We start from the raw sequence: 21,729 nt of genomic DNA, 5'->3' as shown, positions 1-21,729 counted from the left end.
ATCATTTGTCTTTTGAGAATAAGTAAAAGTTTAATCTCCACCAACTACTTTTAGTAATTCTTCAAAACTATCTATTTCGTGATATATAACATCTTCACTACTAATTTCTTTGAAGTATTTTTTAGCACATTTAATTTTGATTTTCTCAATATCTCTAAGTTGTAAGCTTGACATACTTCCCTTTGTTTCAGCAATAAAATAAATATGTTTAACAGTTCCTTTTTTAAATGCTATTGCCCAATCAGGAGAATAGTTCTCTTTTAATGGAGTAGGTATTGAATACTTTCCTTTTGGTAGTTTAGCATATACTTCAACTTTATCATTTGCGATATCTAATTTTTCAGCAAACTCTTTTTCAACTTTTGAATCATACTCTACATAATCATAAATATGTTTTTTAGTTTTAAAGGCTTTTGTAAAATTAGTATTATCTTGATTTACTGTAAAAATATCCTCTATATCATATGTTTCATTTATAGTGTCATATGTTAAATGCTCTATTAGTGTTGTTGCTTTTTGCTCACTAATCAATCTTGAAGCCACACTTATAAAGTCCTCTGGGTTTTTCTTAAATTTATTAAAAGTATTTTCATTTATTCCTTTTAATATTTCACCAACAGTTTTTCTAGTAAGTGCTGTATTTTCAGCAATTTTACCTATTAAATCATATTTTACAAATGTATTTACATTTGCTTTATCTTTTACAGTTGAGAGGTTTTCTTTACTAAAATTACTTCCATTTTCTAGCCTTTCTGTATCCATTTTTTCTAAATTACCTGTTTCAATTACATAAGTTAGAGGTTGAACTTTTAAATCACTATCTAATTTTGCTATACATTTTTTAATTAACTCACTACTATCATAATGAACTGAATAAATAGCTTTTTTATTTATACTTTCCCAAAGCTCTTGGAACTCTTTCTTTTCAAAATTACTATTTCTATAATTAGTCTTTGTTTCTCTATCATCTGAAACCATTTCATTAATAGTTTCTTCGTCATATACACTACTTACTAATTGGAAAATTTGGTTTTTGTATGTATCAAGTTCTTCTGGAAGTTCTTGTAATGCTCCATTTTTTAAGTCTTCGTGATATTTTTGTGTAATCTTTCTATCTCTATCTATATATCCACTAATTAATAAATAATCTTCTATATCCTGAGCTTGACCTTCAGTAATTTTTATTTTACCATCAATAGTTTCAATATATTTACCTGTAAAGTATTCTTTATTTGCTTTAATAGGTCTAGCTGTTATTGCTTCTTTAATATCTTTTTGAAGAGCTTTTACATAATCAGTAAAACTTTCATTAGCAACTACTGTTAATATATTGTTTTTATGAACTGTTTCTTTATCGTCCATTCTATTACCATTTTTATCAACACTAATTCTTAAACCTCTACCAATTTCTTGTCTTCTTGAAGTTTCATTAGAACCATCAACATTTTTTAAAGCACAGATTACAAATACATTAGGATTATCCCAACCCTCTCTAAGTGCTGAGTGTGAGAAAATAAACCTTACAGGAGATTTATTGGGGTCTAAGTCAAGTAATAGTTTTTTATCTTTTAATATTAAGTCATAAGCACTTACATCATCACTTTGACCTTTCATTTCACCACTTGCTTTAACTTTTGAATCTACAAATTTTTTATTTTTATCTTGTGAAAAGTATCCATTATGTGTATCTTCAACTCTAATACTATTTAGATATTTACTATATTCAGGATTTGTTATGTCTTCTATTTCACTTATTGCTTCTTTGTAAGCTTCTTCAAAATATTGAGCATATTCACCATTTGAGTCTTCTTCATTATCATATACTCTATATTTAGCAACCTCATCAATAAAAAACAAACTTAATACTTTAATACCTTTATTAAATAACTCTTTTTCCTTTTCTAAATGAGCTTTAATAGTCTCTTTTATTTGAAGTCTTCGCAAATGTTTTTCATCTACATTTCCAGTTGCTTCACCACATACTAACTTTTCACCATTTGAAAACTCTACTGTATTTGTATGAGGGTTTATATTAGCAACTTTTAAACCCTTATATTGCTCTAAAGAATTTGATTTATAATATAAATTATCTGTTTCCATAAAGTTAAATGTTTTTCTATCTATTTTTGAACTTTGTTTATACTCTATTTCCATTTTTGCTATTGGTGGTTTATTTTTTGAGATAACTATTTCTTGAAGATAGATATAACCATTTGTTCCAGTTAGACCTTTAATAGAAATACCTCTTACTTGTATTTTTTTTACAAGTTTTTGATTATAAGCATCTAGGGCATCTAGCCTATGAATTTTGTTATGAACCACTTTGTGAGTTGCTGAGTAAGATACGACAAAAAGTGGATTAAATTCAACAAGTGATTTAAAACTTGGTGTTTCTTTTTTAGGGTTTGAATTAATTTTTTGTGGTTCATCTATAATTACTATTGGTCTATTTGCTTTTATAAGGTCTATTGGTCTTCTACCACCAAAACTATCAAGTTCATCATAAATTCTTCTTGCGTCTTTACCTCTTGCGTTAAATGCTTGAATATTAATAATCATAACATTTATATTAGCATCACTTGAATAACTCTCTAATGGTTGAGGATTTTTTGAATCATATATAAAAGGTATTATCTGTTTTGAGTATTGTTGTTTAAAGTGTTCTTTTGTTAATTCAAAGGACTGATAAACTCCCTCTCTAATAGCAATACTTGGAACTACAATAATAAACTTATTCCATCCATACTTTTCATATAGTTCAAACATAGATTTTATATAAACATATGTTTTACCTGTTCCTGTTTCCATTTCAACTTCAAGGTTAATTGGTGATACAGAAGTTGCTACAAGCTCTTTTGAAACTGGTAAATCTTCTTTTTGTTGTATTGTTTTAATATTATCTAAAATTTGGTCTTTTGTTAAAACTATTTCAGCATTTCTAACACCATCTGGAAGTTCTATCTCTTCATAGTCTTTCATAGTCATTTGACCTGCGTTTTTTTTAGGTTCAACTTTTCCAGGGTCTATTCTGTATTTTAATCCCTCTAGTTTTGGTTGCCCTTTAAAACAATCAACTAAACTCTTTACAGCTTTGTTTTGATACTCTTGACTTTTAAACTTTATGTTCATCGCTATTCCTATCTAGTAATACCTGTAAATTCTGACTTATTTGTTCAGGTGTTGGCAATAATTTTTCATAATCTTTTGGTAGAGTTTCTGTAAGCTTATATGTAGCTACGCCTATTGGTTTGTTACTATCTTTTAAAGCATACTCCACGGTTGTTCTTTTTTTATCTTGGCATATTATGATGCCAATTGATGGGTTTTCATCTTCTAGTTTTACTTTATCATTAAGTGCAGATAGATAAAAGTTCATTTTTCCTGCATACTCAGGTTTGAATTTTCCAACTTTTAATTCTATTGCTATAAGTGATTTTAATCTTCTATGATATAAAAGCATATCTATAAAATACTCCTCATCATCTACCTCTAGTTTATATTGATTTCCTATAAAACTAAAGTCTGTTCCCATTTGTGACAAGAACTCTCTTATTTTATTTACTAGTCCTATTTCAAGTTGATGTTCATTGTACTCATCTAGTAAATTCAAAAAATCAAAATTATATTCATCTTTTACAGATAAAACAGCTTGGTGTTTATATTTATCTTCTAGTGTTTTATCAAAGTTTGTTTGATTGACTAACCAATTTTCATAGGATTTACCCTCTATTTGATTTATTAGTAAGTTTTTTGTCCAAGCAAATTTTTTAGTCATAATAAGATAAAACTCTTTTTGTAAATCATCTTTGCACTTTTGAAATATAACTACATTTTTAGTCCAACCAATTTCTCCAACCATTGGTTGGAGTTTTTCATTATCTTTATATTCAAGATAAAACTGTCGCATATTCCAAAGGTTTTGAGTACTAAAACCTTTCATACCTACAAACTCTTTTTGAAGCTCTGTGCTTAAGTTTTTGACTACACTCTTACCCCAGCCAAATTTATCTTGTCTTTCAACTATACTTTTTCCTATACTCCAGTAAAGGTTTATAAGCTCTTTATTTACACTTCTTAATGCTTCATATTGGCTTGATTTTATTTTTGATTTTATATCGCTTACAAAATCTTTAAATAGATTTGAGTCTAACTGCATTAGATTACCTTAATATCTACATTTGGATTAAGTTGTTTAAAGATTTGTGATACATTATCTTTTAGGTCGTCATTATTTCCAAAGCTACTGTCTTTAAATACTACTCTTAACATATCTTTTGAGGCTAGTTCTTTAATAAACTCTTCATCTATACTATCTTCAAAACAAGCACAAAGACTATCTTCATCTACAAAATAACAAGTTTTACCAGCAATTGTTTCTTTAGTAATTGGTAGTGTTAAATCTACACCCCAATCAATTAATACACCAAATAAAAGGTCTAAATCACTTCTATCTTCTTTAATATTATCTACTGATTCAAATAAGTTTTGTTGAGATATTTCACTTGGATTAAAATATACTTCTTTCATATTTGAGCTATCAAGTTTTAATACTCTAAATCCAATATCTAAGTCAGTTTTACCACTCTCTTCAACTATCTTTTTACCTGCTCTTCTGATTCTTTCTTTTCCAATTTCAGGAATAGTTTTATATCCTGCTTTGTATGCTTCACTTTTTTCATCCGTCTCTTCTGGAAGTTGAACCATGATAAAGTTTCTATTTCCATTGTCTTCACTATTAAGTTTCATAGTTGCGTGGGCTGTTGTTGCTGAACCACTAAAAAAGTCTAAAATCAAAGCATCTTTATCATTTACTATATTACTAATTTCAAAGACTTTATTTAGTAATCCCAATGGCTTTTTGCCGTTTTTAAAATCAATATCACCTTCATATCCAACTGTATTCATTTCAGATGTAAAATCGTAATAGTTTTCATAAGGTAAGCCTTTATCTTCTTTACGAAGGGGCTTCCCTTGATAATAAAATCCATTTTTATATGTAAAGTCATATGGTTGACGAATATATCTATATCCTAATCCATCTCCTTTAAGTCCCATACCTATAACTTTATATAATGCTCCTTCTTTATCTTTATCTTTTCTTTCTCTTAAATTAAGTTCATAATATTCTGATGCTGAACCCTTTTGAGATATTAAGGAACCTCTAATTTGATATTCTTTAAATTGTCCTTTACCTTTCTCAACTTGTTTTAATTCATAAGAGGACTGGTCATATACTTCTACTTCATAAGTACCTATTTTTATTATCTCACTTGGACTACTTGTTAATATAATATCATACTCATAGTCATCACTACTATTTTTAATTTTTTCTTTTCTATTTGGAGTATAACTTGATTTTCGATAACATAATATATGTTCCATAACTAATTGATATCTTATATCTTCTCTTAATATCCTATTTTCATGCCTTACTTTAATATGAAAATCAGCTTCAAAGTTATTTTCTCCAAATATTTCATCACAAATTTTCCTAAGATTTACTACCTCATTATCATCAATAGATATAAATATTACGCCATCTTCTTTTAATAAATTTCTTGCTAATTTTAATCTTGGATACATCATAGATAACCAATCACTATGATATCTTCCATTACTATCAGGATTTGATACTAATCTTCCACCCTCTTCATCTATCTGACCACTTTCAAGTAGTTCAACTTCTATTTCTCTTGAAAAATCATCTTTATAAACAAAATCATTACCTGTATTATATGGTGGGTCTATGTATATCATTTTGATTTTATTCATATAACTTTCTTGAAGTATTTTTAAAACTTCTAAGTTATCACCTTCAATATATAAATTTTCAGTAGTATCAAAATCTACACTCTCTTCTTTACAAGGTCTAAGTGTTTTAGTTGTTGGAGTGTTAGCAGATAATTGAGCTTCTCTTTTACCTGCCCAGTTTAAAGAGTATCTTTCTTTATATCCATCAATAATATTTTCTGATAACTCTTGTTTAAGTGCTTCAAAGTCTATTGCTTTTCCATTTTCATCTTCACTTACAACATTTGGAAAAAGTTCAGCTATTTTTGCTATATTTTCATTTTTAAAATCTACTGTTTTCATATCAAGTTTTTCAAAACTCATTTATATATTACCCCTTTAAATTATTTAATTCTTTTTTTAATTTTTTTAAATCTTTATTTAATTCAGTTTTTTTATTAAACTGTTTTTCTTTGGCAATTTTACCCTTTAAAACCTCAATACTTTTTGATATTTCTGCTATTTTTTTATCAATTTCAATTGTTTCTTTAAAACCTATATCTTTTCTAGTATCTGGTTCAATATTTGATAAAAATTGTCTTACTATATTTTGATAAACCTTTTCTAAGTTTGTATCTACAAAATTAAACTTTTTTTCTTCATTCCAGTTTGAAAAATAATACTTCTTTTCATCAAGCAATGATATTCCATAACAAAACTCTTCTTTGTATTCAAATACAAAAAGAATAGGATAAGGAATAAGTTTATTTATCTCTTTTAACGCCTTAATAGGAATATCTTTTGATTTAAGTATCATATTAAAAATATGTATCTCTTCTACTTGTTTAGTTCCCTCAATATTTATAGTTGAAGCACTGAGTTTATAAGACCAAGTAATTTTTTCTATATCACTAAAAATTGCTTTACCATTTGATATTTTTTTTATAAAAGTTTGTTTTGATAAAAACCTATTTACAAAAGCACTATTTGGTAAATTTAAACTTCTCATTTTTTACCTTATTACTATAAATGCTATAAGTTCAAAGTCATCAAGACCTTTTATCTCATTTTCAAGTATTGAAGTTCCACCACTACTGAAAAGTGATTCAATATCTGTTTCATCTTTTGTATCAATTATTGAAGAAATAGCTTCATTTAATAAGCTTGAATATTCACCCATATTTTTGCCATCTTTAGTCTCTTCATTAAAAGGTTCATAAACACTAGCAATAGGTTCTTCTTTACCTTTACAAAGATATCTAATAGTATCTAATATATTTTTTACACTTAAATGATTTGATACTACTTCTGCGTCTTTGTTTATATGAACTAAATAAAATGGGTGAAGTTGGTTTGTATTGTCTATATTTACATTTTGATTTATGTTTTTTAATACAAAGATTACACCATCATCTAAATTTTTGCTAATATCTTTTTGGCATACAGTATGAATACCATTACTTACATTTGCTATATCACCTTTTTGCTCAATGTAATTTAACAAGTCCATTCTAAAATCATTAAGTCCTAAATCAGTAATAGAAATAGAATTATCCATATCTTCAATATCAACTACTTCACTTTGAAGTTTTTGTAGTTGTTGCTTTCTAAAATCCATATCAGTAGACTCATTAGTTAAAACATTATCTTCACCTGTTGCTGTTGTATCAACCATAAACATTCTAGTTTCAACTCTATTTTTTAAGTTTATATATTCATCAAGACTAAGATTTGGCCAAAAGTTAATTAACTGTATATAGTTGTTTTTACTTCCTATTCTATCCACCCTACCAAATCTTTGGATTATTCTAACTGGATTCCAATGAATATCATAGTTAATTAAGGTATCACAATCTTGTAAATTTTGCCCCTCAGAAATACAATCAGTAGCTATTAAAACATCTATTTGTTTTGTAGGGTCTTTTAAATTTAAACTTTTAGATAATGGTGAAAAATGAGATAAAATATTGTTAAATTGCTTATCAATATTTAAAGTTGTTTGATTTGTTCCACTTCCTGTAATTTTAGCACTTTGAAGACCAAGAGACAAATTGAACTCTTTTAATTGAGTATATAAATAGTTTGCTGTATCAGCAAAAGCTGTAAATATGATTATCTTTTTATTATTCTCATTAATAGGATTAGTTAATTTATTTTGAATTTCTTCTTTTAGTCTGTTAAGTTTAGTATCTTCACTTGGTAAAATCTTATTCATATCTTTTAAAATATTTTGTGCTATTTCAAGATCATTTTCTAAATCAACTCTCCAACTTTTTGTATCCATATCAGCTAAGTTAATTTGAACTTTTTTACCTATGCTAAACTCTTCATCTAACCAATCTTCATCACTATCTTCTAAACTAGAACTATCAAATTCATCAACTAAGCCTAAGCCATTAGTTTCAAAATCGTCAATTTTATCTAATATATCTATGATATTTGAACTAAAATTATTAAGCGTTATTCTAAAACTATCAACTGAACTTTCTAATCTTTTTAGAAAATTAACACGCATTAATTTTTTTAAACTTTCTTCTCTACTAGATTGTTTTAAAGTAGAATTATTACCAACATCAGTATCATATAAATCACTATAAAACTCTAATCTACTACTAAAAATATATGAAAAAGGACTATAAACTGACATATTAAAAGAAGATAATTTTTTATAGATATCTTCAATACTCATAATATCATTTAACTCAGTTAAATTTGTATGAATTGCCCTTGGTTTAAGTCTTGTTGGAAATTTTCCAATTGAACTCATATTATAATACTTTTCAATATGCCTTCTACTTCTTGCCATAGTTATTGAATCAAGTAATTTAAAAAAGTCATAATTTTTATTTAACTCTTTTAATAAGTTTTGAGTTGTTCTTTGCTCAACTAATAAATCAGACCAATCATTAAAAGTTTTTTGAGCCTTTCGTAAGACTGCGTCAATAGAAGTTGATATATTTAATTTTGTATCAACTAAATTTGTTTGCCCCTCATATGCTAATGCTATTTGGTTTTTTAAGTCTGTAAATCTATTATTAACAGGAGTAGCACTTAGCATTAAAAGTTTTGTTTTTACACCTGTTTTTATAATATTTAGTAGTTTTTGATATCTTGTAGTTTTCTTTTTTCTTGCGTCATTATTTCTAAAATTATGTGATTCGTCTATTACTATTAAGTCATAATTAGCCCAATTTACTCTTGATAAGTCTATACCATTTGAAAAACCTTTTTCCCTTAAAATATCAGTATGATATAAAACATCATAATTAAATCTATCTTTTAAAAGTGGATTATCTTCATAATTATTTAAAAATGTTTTCCAGTTATCACCAAGTTTTTTAGGACAAAGCACTAAGATTGATTTATTTCTCTCTTGATAATACTTTATAACTCCAAGAGCTGAAAAAGTTTTTCCAAGTCCCACAGAATCAGCTAATATACAACCATTAAACTTTTCAAGTTTATTTATAAGTCCTAATACAGCGTCTTTTTGAAAATCATATAGTTTACTCCAAATTACACTATCTTTAAATCCAGTTTTTTCATTTGCTAATTCATCTTCACTTAGGTCTTCTAAAAACTCATTGAAAATGTGATAAAGCACTAAATAATATATAAATTCAGGAGAGTTTTCTTTATAAAGATTATCTATGTATGAGATTACTTCATCTGTAATATCTTTTAATATTTCTTTATCGTTCCAGACATTATCAAAGTTAGTTAAAAAACTTTGTGTAGTTGTGCTGTCTTCCATTTTTGTTATAGCACCAAGTAAAGTATTATCTTTTTTATAGCCAAAACCAGCACTACTAAACTCATTTAGATTTAAGTATGTTGATTTATCTATATCATTATCTACAATTAGCATTGGAGCAATAGCTCCATTGCCTTTATTTGATTTGAACCTTACTTTTTGCTCACACCATTTTCTACACTCTTTGGCAATAGTTCTACCTTTTAATTCATTTTTTAAATTAATTTCAAAGTCCGAACCATTAATTGATTTTTGTCTATTTAATGAAGATATTTCAAAGAATCTTGAGTCTTTTTTATTTTGGTCAGTTTTAACAAAAGTTGGGTCTGTAAATATGAACCTTAATTCTTCAATTTTAGATAACTCTTTTTTTAAACTCTCAAATCCATAAATTGAGAATATTGAAGAAGCTACACTAAGCTTACTGTTAATACCTATTGAATTTTTTAAATCATCACCAACTACATTTATTCTATTATCAAAAGTTTTAATCATAAGCTACCAACTCCATAAAAATAGCTTTATGTTATCAAAAAGTAGCAAAAAATATAATATAATTATTTAATTCATAGCTTAGATTTAATAAATATCACTAATGAAAATTACAGTTTAAAACACTTTCTATAATAGATATTACTATTTTAATTATTTTCGCTTGCATCTGTATAATGAAGCTCCAAACCATTTGAAGTAGCAACAAATCCATTTATGTTGATTTTACCCTCATGAACTAATTTATGATGCTCTTTGCATAAAGGAATTAGATTATATTTATGGTTTGCATTCATATGACCTATAAAGCCATCTTTATTAGCTCTTGCTTGCTCTTTTATATGGTGAACATCATCACAAGCTTTTCCACATATTACACAAGTTGAGGCAAATACATCTTTATTATATTTTGAGGTTTTTTTCTGTGTAAGTCTTTCTATTTTATCATAATCATCTGTTAAACGTTTTCTAATATCATTTGCAACGCTTAAAAACTCTTTATCCATATGAAGTGATTTTGCATACTCTAACCCATACATAGAAGAACCACTTCCAAAGGCTAGTTTTCTATCAAAAATAAGTTTATCTTCTTTATCTTCATACATAACTGATAGATGTAAAGAGATAATATTTCTTAGTTTTTCTATCTCTTTTATCTCTGGTAATTGATGTAAGTGCGTTGCAAAAACAAAAATTGATTCTAGTTTTGCAAGTTTTAATATAGCACTTGCAACAATACTTAAACCACTCATAGTTTCAGTACTATGAGAAATTTCATCTCCTAAAACCAATGATTTTTTTGTTGCTCTATTGAAAATATTTTTAAGTTCAAGCATCTCAACAGCAAATGAAGATAAACCTTTTGCAATATTATCAGCTCCACTAATTCTTGTATAAACTGCATCAAAAACTGAAAATCTCATAGATTTTGCAGGTACATAAAAACCTGCTTGTGCTAAAATAACAGCAATTCCTATTGATTTCATAAGTGAAGATTTACCAGATGAGTTTATACCATAAAGTAAAACTCCATGCATTTTATTATCTGTTATATTTAAAGGGTTTGAGTTTTTTACTATTACATTGTTTTTTTGCTCTTTTGAGGCATAACTTAGCTCTCCTAAAACCACATCATTTGGAACATAAATACCTTGTTCTTCATTTGCTTCAATAATAGGATGTCTAAGCTCAACTAGCTCTAAAAAGTTTTCATCATCTTTTGTTTTTACTATTTTAGGGCATGTATAATTATATTTTTTAGCTGTTTTTACATTTGAAACTGTTAAATCAATCTCTGCTATAAACTGCACAAGTTCTTCTAATAATATTGCAAATTTCTTCTCAAACTCTACTAGTTTTTCTTTAAATACAAGTTTATTTAACTCTATTATTTTTCTTAGATTATGTACATATTTATCTGATATAGTCTCTGTTAAACTGCATGATATTTTTACATTTGTAGTTTGCACTTTTATTTTAAAATCTTTAACTAATAAAAGCTCATCATCTATAATAATATGTGAATTTAGTAATTCATCTTTTATTAGATTGTATCTATTTTTAGTAAGTGCTAAATAAAAGCCCTCTTTATCAAGTCTATTTATACTTACTTGATTTTTATCATCACTTTTTAAATATGTTAAAATATGTGATTTTAATAACTCTAATTTTGAGTAAAGTTCATCATTTTGTCTAGTTAATTCATCAATTTGAACATTTATTCCCTCGCAAACCATATTTGCTTCTACATCTTTTAACATATACTTACCAGATATATCTAAATCAAAAGTAGAATCAATTGAATTTATAAAAAGTTCTAGCTCTTTAGAACTACAAGGAGGAGTAAAAAACTTATAACTTTCCATAAACTTTACGACTTCTTTTATACTTAATAAAGAGTCATATAAATAGTTTAATTCAAAAGGGTGCAATCTTGCTAGTTTTATTCTTCTTGTAAGTCTTTCAATATCATAAATATTTGCTAATTCATTTTCTATTGGAGCATAATAATCAAATAACTCTTTTGATAAATTAAATCTTCTTAATATCTCTTTTGTATCTTTTACAGGATGAGTAAGTCTTTCTTTTAGAAGTCTTTTTCCCATGGCTGTTGAAGTATTATTTAAAAGTTTAATTAAACTTGGGTTATGAGAAGTTTCTATTATATTTAATTGCTCTAATGCATTGTTTCCTAAATAGATATATTTTGAGATATCAAGTTTTATAGGCATTGATAATTTTTGAACAATATTTGAATCATGACCAATAACAAAATCAATTAATATAGCTAAACTTTCACTACTTAAAGGCACTCTTTCCATATCAAGATGTTCTATTGAAGTAAGAAGTGATTGAATATTGAATACATTTTTAAATAATTCATTTTGATAAGTGATTTTTGGTCTAAAACTTCCAATATGAAAAGTTTTTAATTTTAACTCTAAGTAATCAATCACTTCTTTTTGATTTATATTTTTATCTGCAAAAGTTACAACTATTTCATTTGTTTTATGCATATTCATATAGTTAAAAGCTTCATCAAGTGCATAAAACTTATCTTCACTTGTACCATGTACTTCATTATAATAGCATTTACCTGTTGTTACATCAATTGCACTATATCCTATTAAATAAATTCCTTTTACTTGATCAACAACTAAAGAAGTAATATTATTTTCATCTTGGTCAACTACAAAATCAAAATTTGTTCCTGGACTAATAACTGTATCTAAATATCTTGAGACCTTAGGAGGAAGACCTCTTTGTCTTATAACAACTACTGTATATTTTTGTTCATTTATTATTCTTGAAAGGTGTTTATCAAAAGATATAGCAGGAACACCTGCCATGATAGGATTATCTTGAGAATTTTCTAAAATTGATTTGTTTTTTCTTGTTAGTTGTATATTTAAAAGCTCAGCAATCTCTTTTGCTTTACCTATTTGTTCTTTATCATTATTTACTTCATAAACTTCAAAAAAAGTTCCTATTTCCATAAGAACAATAGTATTTTTACCATATTTTTCTTCAAATAGTTTTTGAAGTTTAAAATATGTATATGTAAGTAAAATTTTTTTATCATCTAATAATTCTTGAACTTCTTGTCTCAATTTATCTTCTCACTCCAGTCCAGTTTCTAATCATTTCTCTTTGCTCTTTTGTTAAATCTGCTTCTTCATGAAAAGCTATATAACTTTTAAGTGGCATTGCTGCATAAACTTTTTTATAGATTGATCTTAATTTTTCTTCTTGCTTTTGCTTATCATAGTTATTCCATTGTGTGAAATTTAAAGCATTTCTACCCTCATTTATATGAGAAGTAATAACCCAAGAAAATGGTGCTACTTGAGAATACCAAGGCCAATTTGTTTTATTTGAATGGCAATCATAACATGAAGTTTTAAATAACTTCATAACCTCAGGCTTTGCAACAATTTCTAGCTCTTTTACTATTTTTTCATTTTTTTGCTCTGGTCTTATAAATTGCATAACTACAAAAATAATTAAAAAAATAAGAAGTGCTTTTTTCATATAAAATCCTAGTTGATAAATTAAATAAATAGATTATATGGTCTTTCAAGCTCTTTTATAAATAAAGAAACACTTAAATTTCTTCCTTGTCTTTTGAACTCTTTTTTATCAAAAAAAACCAATATTGTTGGTATAGAAAATACCGTAAAATGACTTGCTACTTGTTTATATAAATCAGCTTTGACTTCATACATTTGTATTTTTGGAAAGTTCTTTGATATTTCTTGCTCTATTTTTGGTTTTAAAACACTACAAACAGAACAATTCTTAGCACTAAAATAGATTAATACAGCTTCTCCTGTATTAATCTTTGAGTTTATATACTCAACTGTTTTTACTTGTATCATTGTATAATTCTTTTTCTAATTCTTGGTTAAATCTCTCTTCTGCTTCTTTTGCATTTTCAGGATTATTTTTAGAATCTTTATGATCTTTTCTATGTGTAAAAATATCATGTCTTGTTAAACTAATACCTTTCATATGTGTAATAGGAAAAGCAAAAGCAATACCTTTTCCAATAGTAGTAATATGAAGTGAATGTATAATCTCTTTTATTACTGAGTTTACCATTGCACTTGGAAGAAGGAAAAGCAATAAAACACCATTTGCTTCAAAAGAAGTTCTATAAAAATTGCCAATTCCATCAAGTCCTATACCATCAGCTTTTAAAACAGTTACACCTCCAGCACCAGCTTTACTTGCTGCTTGAATTGCATCAAGTTTTTTATCTTCTGGAACTATTATAACTACTGCACTAAAATCCATAGGCAATGAGTGTCTTCTATTGCTTCCATCAATATTAACCGTTGCTAAATCCATATTCTCAGCATCAATTAAAGTATCTCTTAAAATATTTGCAGCTTCAATTTCAGTATCAGATTTAACTCCAAGTTTTTCAACAAAAATACCATACAACATTACTGTTATCATAGGAAATAGTGAAGCAAATGCAATAAGTCCAAAACCATCAATTAAAGGACTTCTTCCCTCAATCGAAGTAGCAAGTCCAATTCCAAGGGCTGCAACAAGTGGAACTGTTACAGTTGATGTAGTTACTCCTCCACTATCATAAGCAATAGGAATAATATACTTAGGAGCCATAAAAGTTAAAATAATCACTAATATATACCCAAAAATAATATAGTAGTGTATATGTCCACCATCTACAATTCTAAAAGCACCTAAAGCAATACCAATTGCAACACCAAAAGCAACAAATAGTCTTAATGCAAAATCATTAATTTTACCATCACTTATCTCTTTTGCTTTTTTTGCGATAGCCATTAGTGCTGGCTCAGCCATAGTAGTTGAAAATCCAATTGCAAAAGCAAATGTATAGATTATTAATACAGATTTACCTTTTGTAAGTTGGAAAGCCATTGATTCACCAAGTGAAAATAGACCCATTTCAAGACCAAGGATAAAAGCATATAAACCAATAATAACTAAACCAAAACCTAAAAATACTGTTTTTACATTTTGTATTTTTTTTCTTAAAACAATATATTGAAAGAAAAGTATTATAACTAGTATTGGGGCTACATCTTTAATTACAGATAATATTCCAGAAACAATAGTAGAAATATTTATATTTGCTGTACTTGAAACAGTAGCATGAATTGCAATATCGGCTACTTCTTTTGCTTCAAATAGATTATATACAGCAATTCCATAAATTTGCACAAATATCATTGGTGTTAATGAAGCAAATGCAATAAGTCCAAAACCATCAATTACAGGGTTTCTTCCTTTAATTGAAGTTGCAAGTCCAATTCCAAGTGCTGCAACTAATGGAACGGTTACAGTTGAAGTTGTAACCCCACCTAAATCATATGCTAAACCAATTATCTCTTTTGGCGCAAAAAAAGTAACTCCCACTACTAAAATATATCCAGCAATAATATAGTAGTGTATTGGATGACCTTTTATTATTCTAAATACACCTAATAATATAGCAAAACCAACAGAAGCAGCAACTACAAGCCTTAATATTGTTGCATCAATTCTACCACTAGAAATAGAGGCAGCTTTATCTGCAATAACAGCAAGTGCAGGTTCAGCAATTGTAGTACCAAAGCCAATCAAAAATCCAAAGAAAAGAATCCAAATAATATTCTTACTTTTAGCAAAATCCCTTGCTAAACTCTCCCCTATTGGAAAAATTCCTATTTCCAAGCCTTGTAAAAATAAAGCAAGTCCAAATCCAACAATTACTAGTCCAATAGTAGTAGAAATCCAATTTTCAGGTACATCTTGAATGATTGTAAGCTGAAAAAATAAAATTACAACTACTATTGGAAGTAAATCTCTAAATGAATCTCTTAAAAGTTTTAAAAAAAAGTTAAACTGTGTCATCTATACTACTTTTTAAATACTAAAACATCATATTTTGATTTATCTAATATATCAAATGTAAAAAAACTTATATTCCCTGTAGTATGCAAAGAAATTAAATCAAACTCGTTACTATTTTCATTTTCATCATTGATATACCTATCAACTAAAGTATCATTTTCAACTTTTAAGCTAAGTTTATCTTTGCAATTTTCAACTGAACTCATAAATTTATCTCCATCATTAAAAACTTTCTTTGTCATATTTACATAATACTTTTGACTAGTTTCATTGTCTATTCCATACATATTAAGTCTATTTTTAAAAGGAATATTATACATATGAAGTAGTTGAATTAAAGAGTTTGGAAAAAACTTTAATGTATTTTCTATTACATATTTTGAATCTTCACTAAAATCTGTAGGAATCAATATTTTTTTATACTCTTTTTGAATACTATTTTTAATAATTAAAGTAGGAATTTCCAAAGTACGAATAAGTTTTTTTGTAGTAGAACCCATAAAGAAATTTTCAAGACTAAAATTTTCTCCACTAGCACCAGTTATTACAAGCAAAGATTTCAACTCTTTGCTCAAATCAAATATTTCATCTTCAACTACACCCACTTTTAAATAAAAATCTTTTTCTTTTATAGTTGGGAATTCTTCTTTAAGATATTTTAAACAATTAAATTTTATCCTTGAACTATCTTTATGAAAATTAAAAATATTATCTTCAACAACATGTACTACTTTTAAGTCACTTTTCATCATATTTGATATAAAAATAGCCTTTTTTAAAACTTCAGAACTACTATTTGAAAAATCAATTGCAACTAAAATTGTATTCAAAACTTACTCCTCGTTTATGATTAATTCAGTAATTTTTTTACTAGTTATTCTATTTTCAATAAATACATTAGCAATATTAAATTCATCTATAATATCTGACTCTTTTTTTGTATGTATTTTTACAATAATTTTCTCTATTGGCACTATTTGCTGAATAGTATCACATACTTGATATAATTTTTTTGGATTATCTATTGCAACAATTACATATTTTGCTTCTTTTAAATTTACAGTTCTTAATAAATCTTTATTTGTAGCATTTCCAAAAACTACGTTATAACCACTATTTATTGATTTATAGAAGCTTTCGATATTGTTTTCAATTGCTATATATTTTTCAGAAGAGGCTGATAAATCATCTGCTATATTTCTTCCAAACTCTCCCAAACCTAATATAACAGTATGATTTGTCAATATAGAACTAGTTAAATCTTGGCTAACACTTGGTTCTTCTTCTTTATTAAATTTATCAGTAATAAAAGTAAGATTTTTTAAAATTATTGGAGTTATAATCATTGATAATACAATAGTTACAATCATTATTTGACCATATGGAGCTGGGACTAAACCACCTGTTCTTGCAAGTTCAAGTAATGCAAGTGAAAACTCCCCAACTTGAACTAAACTAAGTGCAGTTTTCATACTTACACGTTTGTTTTCATTTATTCTAATAATAGCATAGATAATAACAAATTTTAAAATCATTACAGAAACTAGTAAAGCTAAAATTATATGGATATATGAAGAAATAATATCAAACTTTAACTGCATCCCAACAGTTACAAAGAAAATACCCAATAACAAATCTCTAAAAGGTACCAAATCAGCTTCTGCTTGGTGTTTATATCTAGTTTCAGCTATTAACATACCTGCTATAAAAGCTCCAAGAGAATATGAAAAGCCTAATTCATGAGCTAAAAGTGAAGCTCCAATTGCCAAAAATAGTATTGTACCAACAAAAAGTTCATCTGAGTTTGTTTTAGTTATTGCTTTAAAAAAAGGTTCAAGTAAATACTTTCCAATAATTACCATAAGAGCTAATAGCATCGCAGCATGTAAAACCATCTCACCTAAAACATCTGTAACAGAACTATTTGATGCACTACTCATAAATCCAATTGTCAATAAAATAGGTATTACTGCTATATCTTGCATAATCAAAATACCTAAACTTCTTTGTCCGTATCGTCTATTTATTTCACCTGTTTCATTAAATGTTTTTAAAACTATTGCTGTTGAAGATAAAGCAATAGCTAAAGATAAAATAAATGAAACATTTTTTTCTATATCCAATAAAAAATAACTAATAGAAAAAACAATTACAGCAGTAATTAAAATTTGTAATGTACCTGCTAAAAATACTTCATTTTTCATCTTTTTTAAATGTGCAAGTGAAAATTCTAGTCCTATTGTAAACATTAAAAATACTACACCAAACTCTGCAATCTCTTTTAATGTGTGATTATTGACTGCATCATGAAGATTGAAACCATAAGCAATTATAGTACCTGTAAATATATAACCAATGATTGTAGGAAGGTTAATTTTTTTTAAAAGTATATTTATAGTTAAAGCTAAAAAAAGAGAAGTTACTATAACTGTTAGCATTCAAATCCTTACTAAATTAAAATATAAAGATTATATCAAAATTTTTTTTTAAACAGATAAATAACTTAATAAAGTAGTTTAAAACTACTTTATTTTTTATACTTGATGTTCACTATTTTTTGCAAGTCTTTCTTTTTGTGAAAGATATGAGTTTAATGCACTAACATATGCATTTGCAGTTGCAAGCATTGTATCAACACTTAAACCATGACCTACAAATGATGGAGATTTTTCATCAAAAACTACTCTTGTTGTAACTTTTGCTAAGGCATCTTTACCTTCTGTAACAGAAATCACATTATAACTTTGTAATTCTCCACTATAGCCTGTAAGTCTATCAATTGTTTTGAATATTGCATCCATTGTTCCATTACCAATATTTGCATCTGTTAAAATCTCATCATTATGCTTAATAGAAACAGCCGCTGTTGGTACTCCATTAGAACAGTCAGAAATTTGTAATCCTACTAACTCATAGATTTTATCTTGATTTAATGACTCATCAGTAATTAACATTCTAATATCATCATCAGTTACTTCTTTTTTCTTATCTGCTAAGATTTTAAATTTTTCAAAGGCTGAATTTAACTCTTCACTTGTTACTGTATCAAAACCTAAGTTAGTTATTTTATCTTTAAATGCAGCACGCCCAGAGTGTTTTCCTAAAATTAAAGTAGAATCTTTAATAACACCAACATCTTCAGGTCTCATAATCTCATATGTTTCTTGATGTTTTAATACACCATCTTGGTGAATTCCACTTTCATGAGCAAATGCATTTTTACCAACAATTGCTTTATTTTGTTGTGGCTCAACACCTGTAATAGTTGCGACTAATCTTGAAGTTGCATAAATCTCTTTTGTATTTATATTTGTATATAAATCCTTAAAAGCATCGCGTCTTGTTTTAATAGCCATAACTGATTCTTCTAAAGCAGAATTACCAGCTCTTTCTCCTAAACCATTCATAGTTACTTCAATTTGTCTAGCACCATTTGTTACAGCTGCTAAAGTGTTTGCTGTTGCTAAACCTAAGTCATTGTGATTATGAACAGAGATTATTGCTCTATTAGCTGCAAAATCAGATAACTCTTTAACCATTGCTCCCAATTCAGTTGGCAATCTATATCCAACAGTATCAGGTAAATTAATAGTTGTAGCTCCAGCAGCAATTACTGCATCCATTACCTCTTTCATAAAAGAGATTTCACTTCTTCCTGCATCTTCTAAAGAAAACTCAACATCATCAACAAAAGTTCTTGCATATTCAACTGCATATACTGCTCTTTTTATTACTTCTTCTTCACTCATTTTTAATTTATATTTCATATGAATAGGAGAAGTTGCAATAAATGTATGAATTCTATGCATCTTTGCTTTTTGTACTGCTAAAGCAGCTTGTTTAATATCATTTTCAACAGCTCTACTTAAAGAACAGATTGAAGACTTTTCAACTTGTTCAGCAATTCTACTAACAGCATCAAAATCCCCTGGACTAGCAGCTGCAAAACCTGCTTCAATTACATCAACACCTAATTTTTCTAACTGCTTAGCAACTTTAATCTTCTCTTCTGTGTTCATCGAACACCCAGGACTTTGCTCCCCATCCCTTAATGTTGTATCAAATACAACTATTTTATTATTATCCATGATTTTTACCTTTTTAAAAGTATCTTAATTATATCCATTTTTCTTTAAAAGAAAAAAACTATATTCTTGATTTTTTTTTGATTTATTGTGTGTAATTATTAGAGTGATTTTGAAAGCAGAAGAAGAGTGTTAACACTTTTGATGAATTGATTATTATAAAAATCGAATATTTTCATTGTACTCTCCCATAAATTTGACAAATTATATTTTAAAAAACTTTTTTTGTCAAGAGTTATTTTGATTTTTTTGATAAAACAACTCTATTTTTACCACTATGTTTTGCTTCATACAAAGCATCATCTGAATATTTATATATTTTCTCTTCTTCTTCAAAGTTTATATAGTTTAAAGTGATTAATCCTGCTGAAACAGTTACTCTTTTTGTATTTTCATTACCTAAATGTTCAATATTTCTATCGAAAACTTTTTTTACAATATTATTTGAATATTCTAAAGATTCTTCTATATTTAAATCTGAAAAAATTATTCCAAACTCTTCTCCACCTAATCTAAAAACAAAATCAGATGCTCTTAAACTTGATTCTTTTAAAATTTTAGCAACATCTGTTAAAGCTTTATCTCCTTTGATATGACCATACATATCATTATATTTTTTAAAATAATCAATATCTAAAGTAAGAAGACTTAAATAAGATTTTGCTCTTTTTAATCTTTGTAATTCACTACTTATTATTTTGTTAAAGTATCTTCTATTATAAAGTTTTGTTAAATCATCTTCAATTGTTAATTGTTCTAACTTTTTTTTACTTGTTATATCTTGTCTAATAGTTGTATAATTAACAATTTTCTCATCTTTAAAAGCAGGTGTAATAGAGAGATTACAAATAAACTCTTCACCATTTTTCTTCATATATTTAACTTCTTCTTCTTTAAAAGTTTTGCCTGATTTTATTGTTTTCCAAAGTAAACTATATAACTCATCAGGTGTATCCTTATGTCTTAATATCATATGACTTTTACCTAATAATTCTTCTTTTGAATAACCTGTAAACTTGCAAAATGCATTACTAACATCTATATAAATTCCATTTACATCAGTAATTGAAATCAATACATTTTCATTTATTATTTTTAATAAATTCTCTTTTTCAAAGATTTTTTCTTGTAAGTTATCTCTTATAATAGACTCTTGAATAGCTTTTACAAGTTCAATAAGATTTATTGGTTTCATTACAAATTTGTTAACATTTAGTTTTATAGCCTCTAAAAGATACTCTACATCTGAATATGCAGTTGTTATAATTACAGGAATATTTGTATTTAATCTTCTAATCATTTCAAGACCATTTAATTTTGGCATTTGTATATCTGTGATTATTATATCTGGTTTTATTTCATAAAAAAGTTTTATTCCCTCTTCTCCATTATTTGCTGTATAAAAGTTTTTTATATATTTTTTTAGATGAAAAGAGACCTCTTGTCTTAATTGTTTTTCATCTTCTACATATAATACTATGGTATTTTTTAATAAATCTCTATTCACTTTCAATTCCTTTTTTTATCATAAGAGGCACACAAATAGTAAAACAAGCACCTAAATCTGTATTTTCTACACTAATTTCTCCACCCATACTATTTTCAATAATAGTTTTTGTCATATATAATCCTATTCCTGTTCCTTTGCCCTCTTCTTTTGTTGTAAAGTATGGCTCAAATATCTTCTCTTTTATATCTTTGCTTATTCCTTTTGCATTATCTTCTATTTGTACTATTGCACTATTTTTATCTTTATATACTCTTATTTTTACTTTTGCATCT

Annotated in this window: 14 protein-coding genes; all 14 read right to left on the bottom strand. The window is 26.9% G+C overall.

The genetic code is table 11. The annotated features are described in order from the left end of the window. Positions 1-30 precede the first annotated feature (30 nt). Positions 31-3,129 carry a restriction endonuclease gene (locus tag ACTCCZ_RS00810; protein WP_079577304.1) on the bottom strand — a complete coding sequence of 1,033 codons (3,099 nt, stop codon included), beginning with the start codon at positions 3,127-3,129 and terminating at the stop codon, positions 31-33. After that, the gene (locus ACTCCZ_RS00805; protein ID WP_079577303.1) at positions 3,113-4,156 is read right to left on the bottom strand and encodes a PDDEXK nuclease domain-containing protein; all 1,044 of its coding nucleotides are present in this window, start codon (positions 4,154-4,156) and stop codon (positions 3,113-3,115) included. Before ACTCCZ_RS00805 ends, ACTCCZ_RS00810 begins: the two co-directional genes overlap by 17 nt. After that, positions 4,156-6,114: a site-specific DNA-methyltransferase gene (locus tag ACTCCZ_RS00800; protein WP_079577302.1), complete on the bottom strand. Its 1,959-nt coding sequence runs from the start codon at positions 6,112-6,114 to the stop codon at positions 4,156-4,158. Before ACTCCZ_RS00800 ends, ACTCCZ_RS00805 begins: the two co-directional genes overlap by 1 nt. A 7-nt stretch (positions 6,115-6,121) precedes the next feature. Next, positions 6,122-6,739 (bottom strand): DUF4391 domain-containing protein, encoded by a 618-nt coding sequence (locus tag ACTCCZ_RS00795; RefSeq protein ID WP_079577301.1) that lies wholly within the window; start codon positions 6,737-6,739, stop codon positions 6,122-6,124. Positions 6,740-6,742: 3 nt separating this feature from the next. Then, entirely contained in the window at positions 6,743-9,979 is a 3,237-nt protein-coding gene (locus ACTCCZ_RS00790; protein WP_079577300.1) for a helicase-related protein, read from the bottom strand. 146 nt (positions 9,980-10,125) lie between these two features. Beyond that, a complete protein-coding gene (locus ACTCCZ_RS00785; protein ID WP_079577299.1) occupies positions 10,126-13,086 on the bottom strand; it encodes a MutS-related protein in 2,961 nt (986 codons plus the stop codon). A 1-nt stretch (position 13,087) separates the two neighbouring features. Beyond that, the gene (locus tag ACTCCZ_RS00780; protein ID WP_079577298.1) at positions 13,088-13,507 is read right to left on the bottom strand and encodes a heme-binding domain-containing protein; all 420 of its coding nucleotides are present in this window, start codon (positions 13,505-13,507) and stop codon (positions 13,088-13,090) included. 20 nt (positions 13,508-13,527) lie between these two features. After that, entirely contained in the window at positions 13,528-13,854 is a 327-nt protein-coding gene (locus ACTCCZ_RS00775) for a thioredoxin family protein (RefSeq protein ID WP_079577297.1), read from the bottom strand. Beyond that, entirely contained in the window at positions 13,832-15,862 is a 2,031-nt protein-coding gene (locus ACTCCZ_RS00770; RefSeq protein WP_079577296.1) for a DUF1538 family protein, read from the bottom strand. The genes ACTCCZ_RS00775 and ACTCCZ_RS00770 overlap by 23 nt, the downstream gene beginning before the upstream one ends. A gap of 5 nt (positions 15,863-15,867) precedes the next feature. Then, the gene (locus tag ACTCCZ_RS00765; RefSeq protein WP_079577295.1) at positions 15,868-16,692 is read right to left on the bottom strand and encodes a universal stress protein; all 825 of its coding nucleotides are present in this window, start codon (positions 16,690-16,692) and stop codon (positions 15,868-15,870) included. 3 nt (positions 16,693-16,695) lie between these two features. Then, positions 16,696-18,300 carry a cation:proton antiporter gene (locus ACTCCZ_RS00760; RefSeq protein ID WP_079577294.1) on the bottom strand — a complete coding sequence of 535 codons (1,605 nt, stop codon included), beginning with the start codon at positions 18,298-18,300 and terminating at the stop codon, positions 16,696-16,698. 96 nt (positions 18,301-18,396) lie between these two features. After that, the gene (locus tag ACTCCZ_RS00755; protein ID WP_079577293.1) at positions 18,397-19,950 is read right to left on the bottom strand and encodes a 2-isopropylmalate synthase; all 1,554 of its coding nucleotides are present in this window, start codon (positions 19,948-19,950) and stop codon (positions 18,397-18,399) included. A gap of 232 nt (positions 19,951-20,182) precedes the next feature. Continuing rightward, entirely contained in the window at positions 20,183-21,454 is a 1,272-nt protein-coding gene (locus tag ACTCCZ_RS00750) for a GGDEF domain-containing response regulator (protein WP_159445711.1), read from the bottom strand. Beyond that, a partial coding sequence (locus tag ACTCCZ_RS00745) for a sensor histidine kinase (protein ID WP_463187062.1) occupies positions 21,447-21,729 on the bottom strand: 283 nt, incomplete at its 5' end. The genes ACTCCZ_RS00745 and ACTCCZ_RS00750, both read right to left, overlap by 8 nt.

The sequence above is a fragment of the Malaciobacter sp. genome (assembly GCF_055140965.1).
This window is presented reverse-complemented; position numbering and strand designations above follow the sequence as displayed.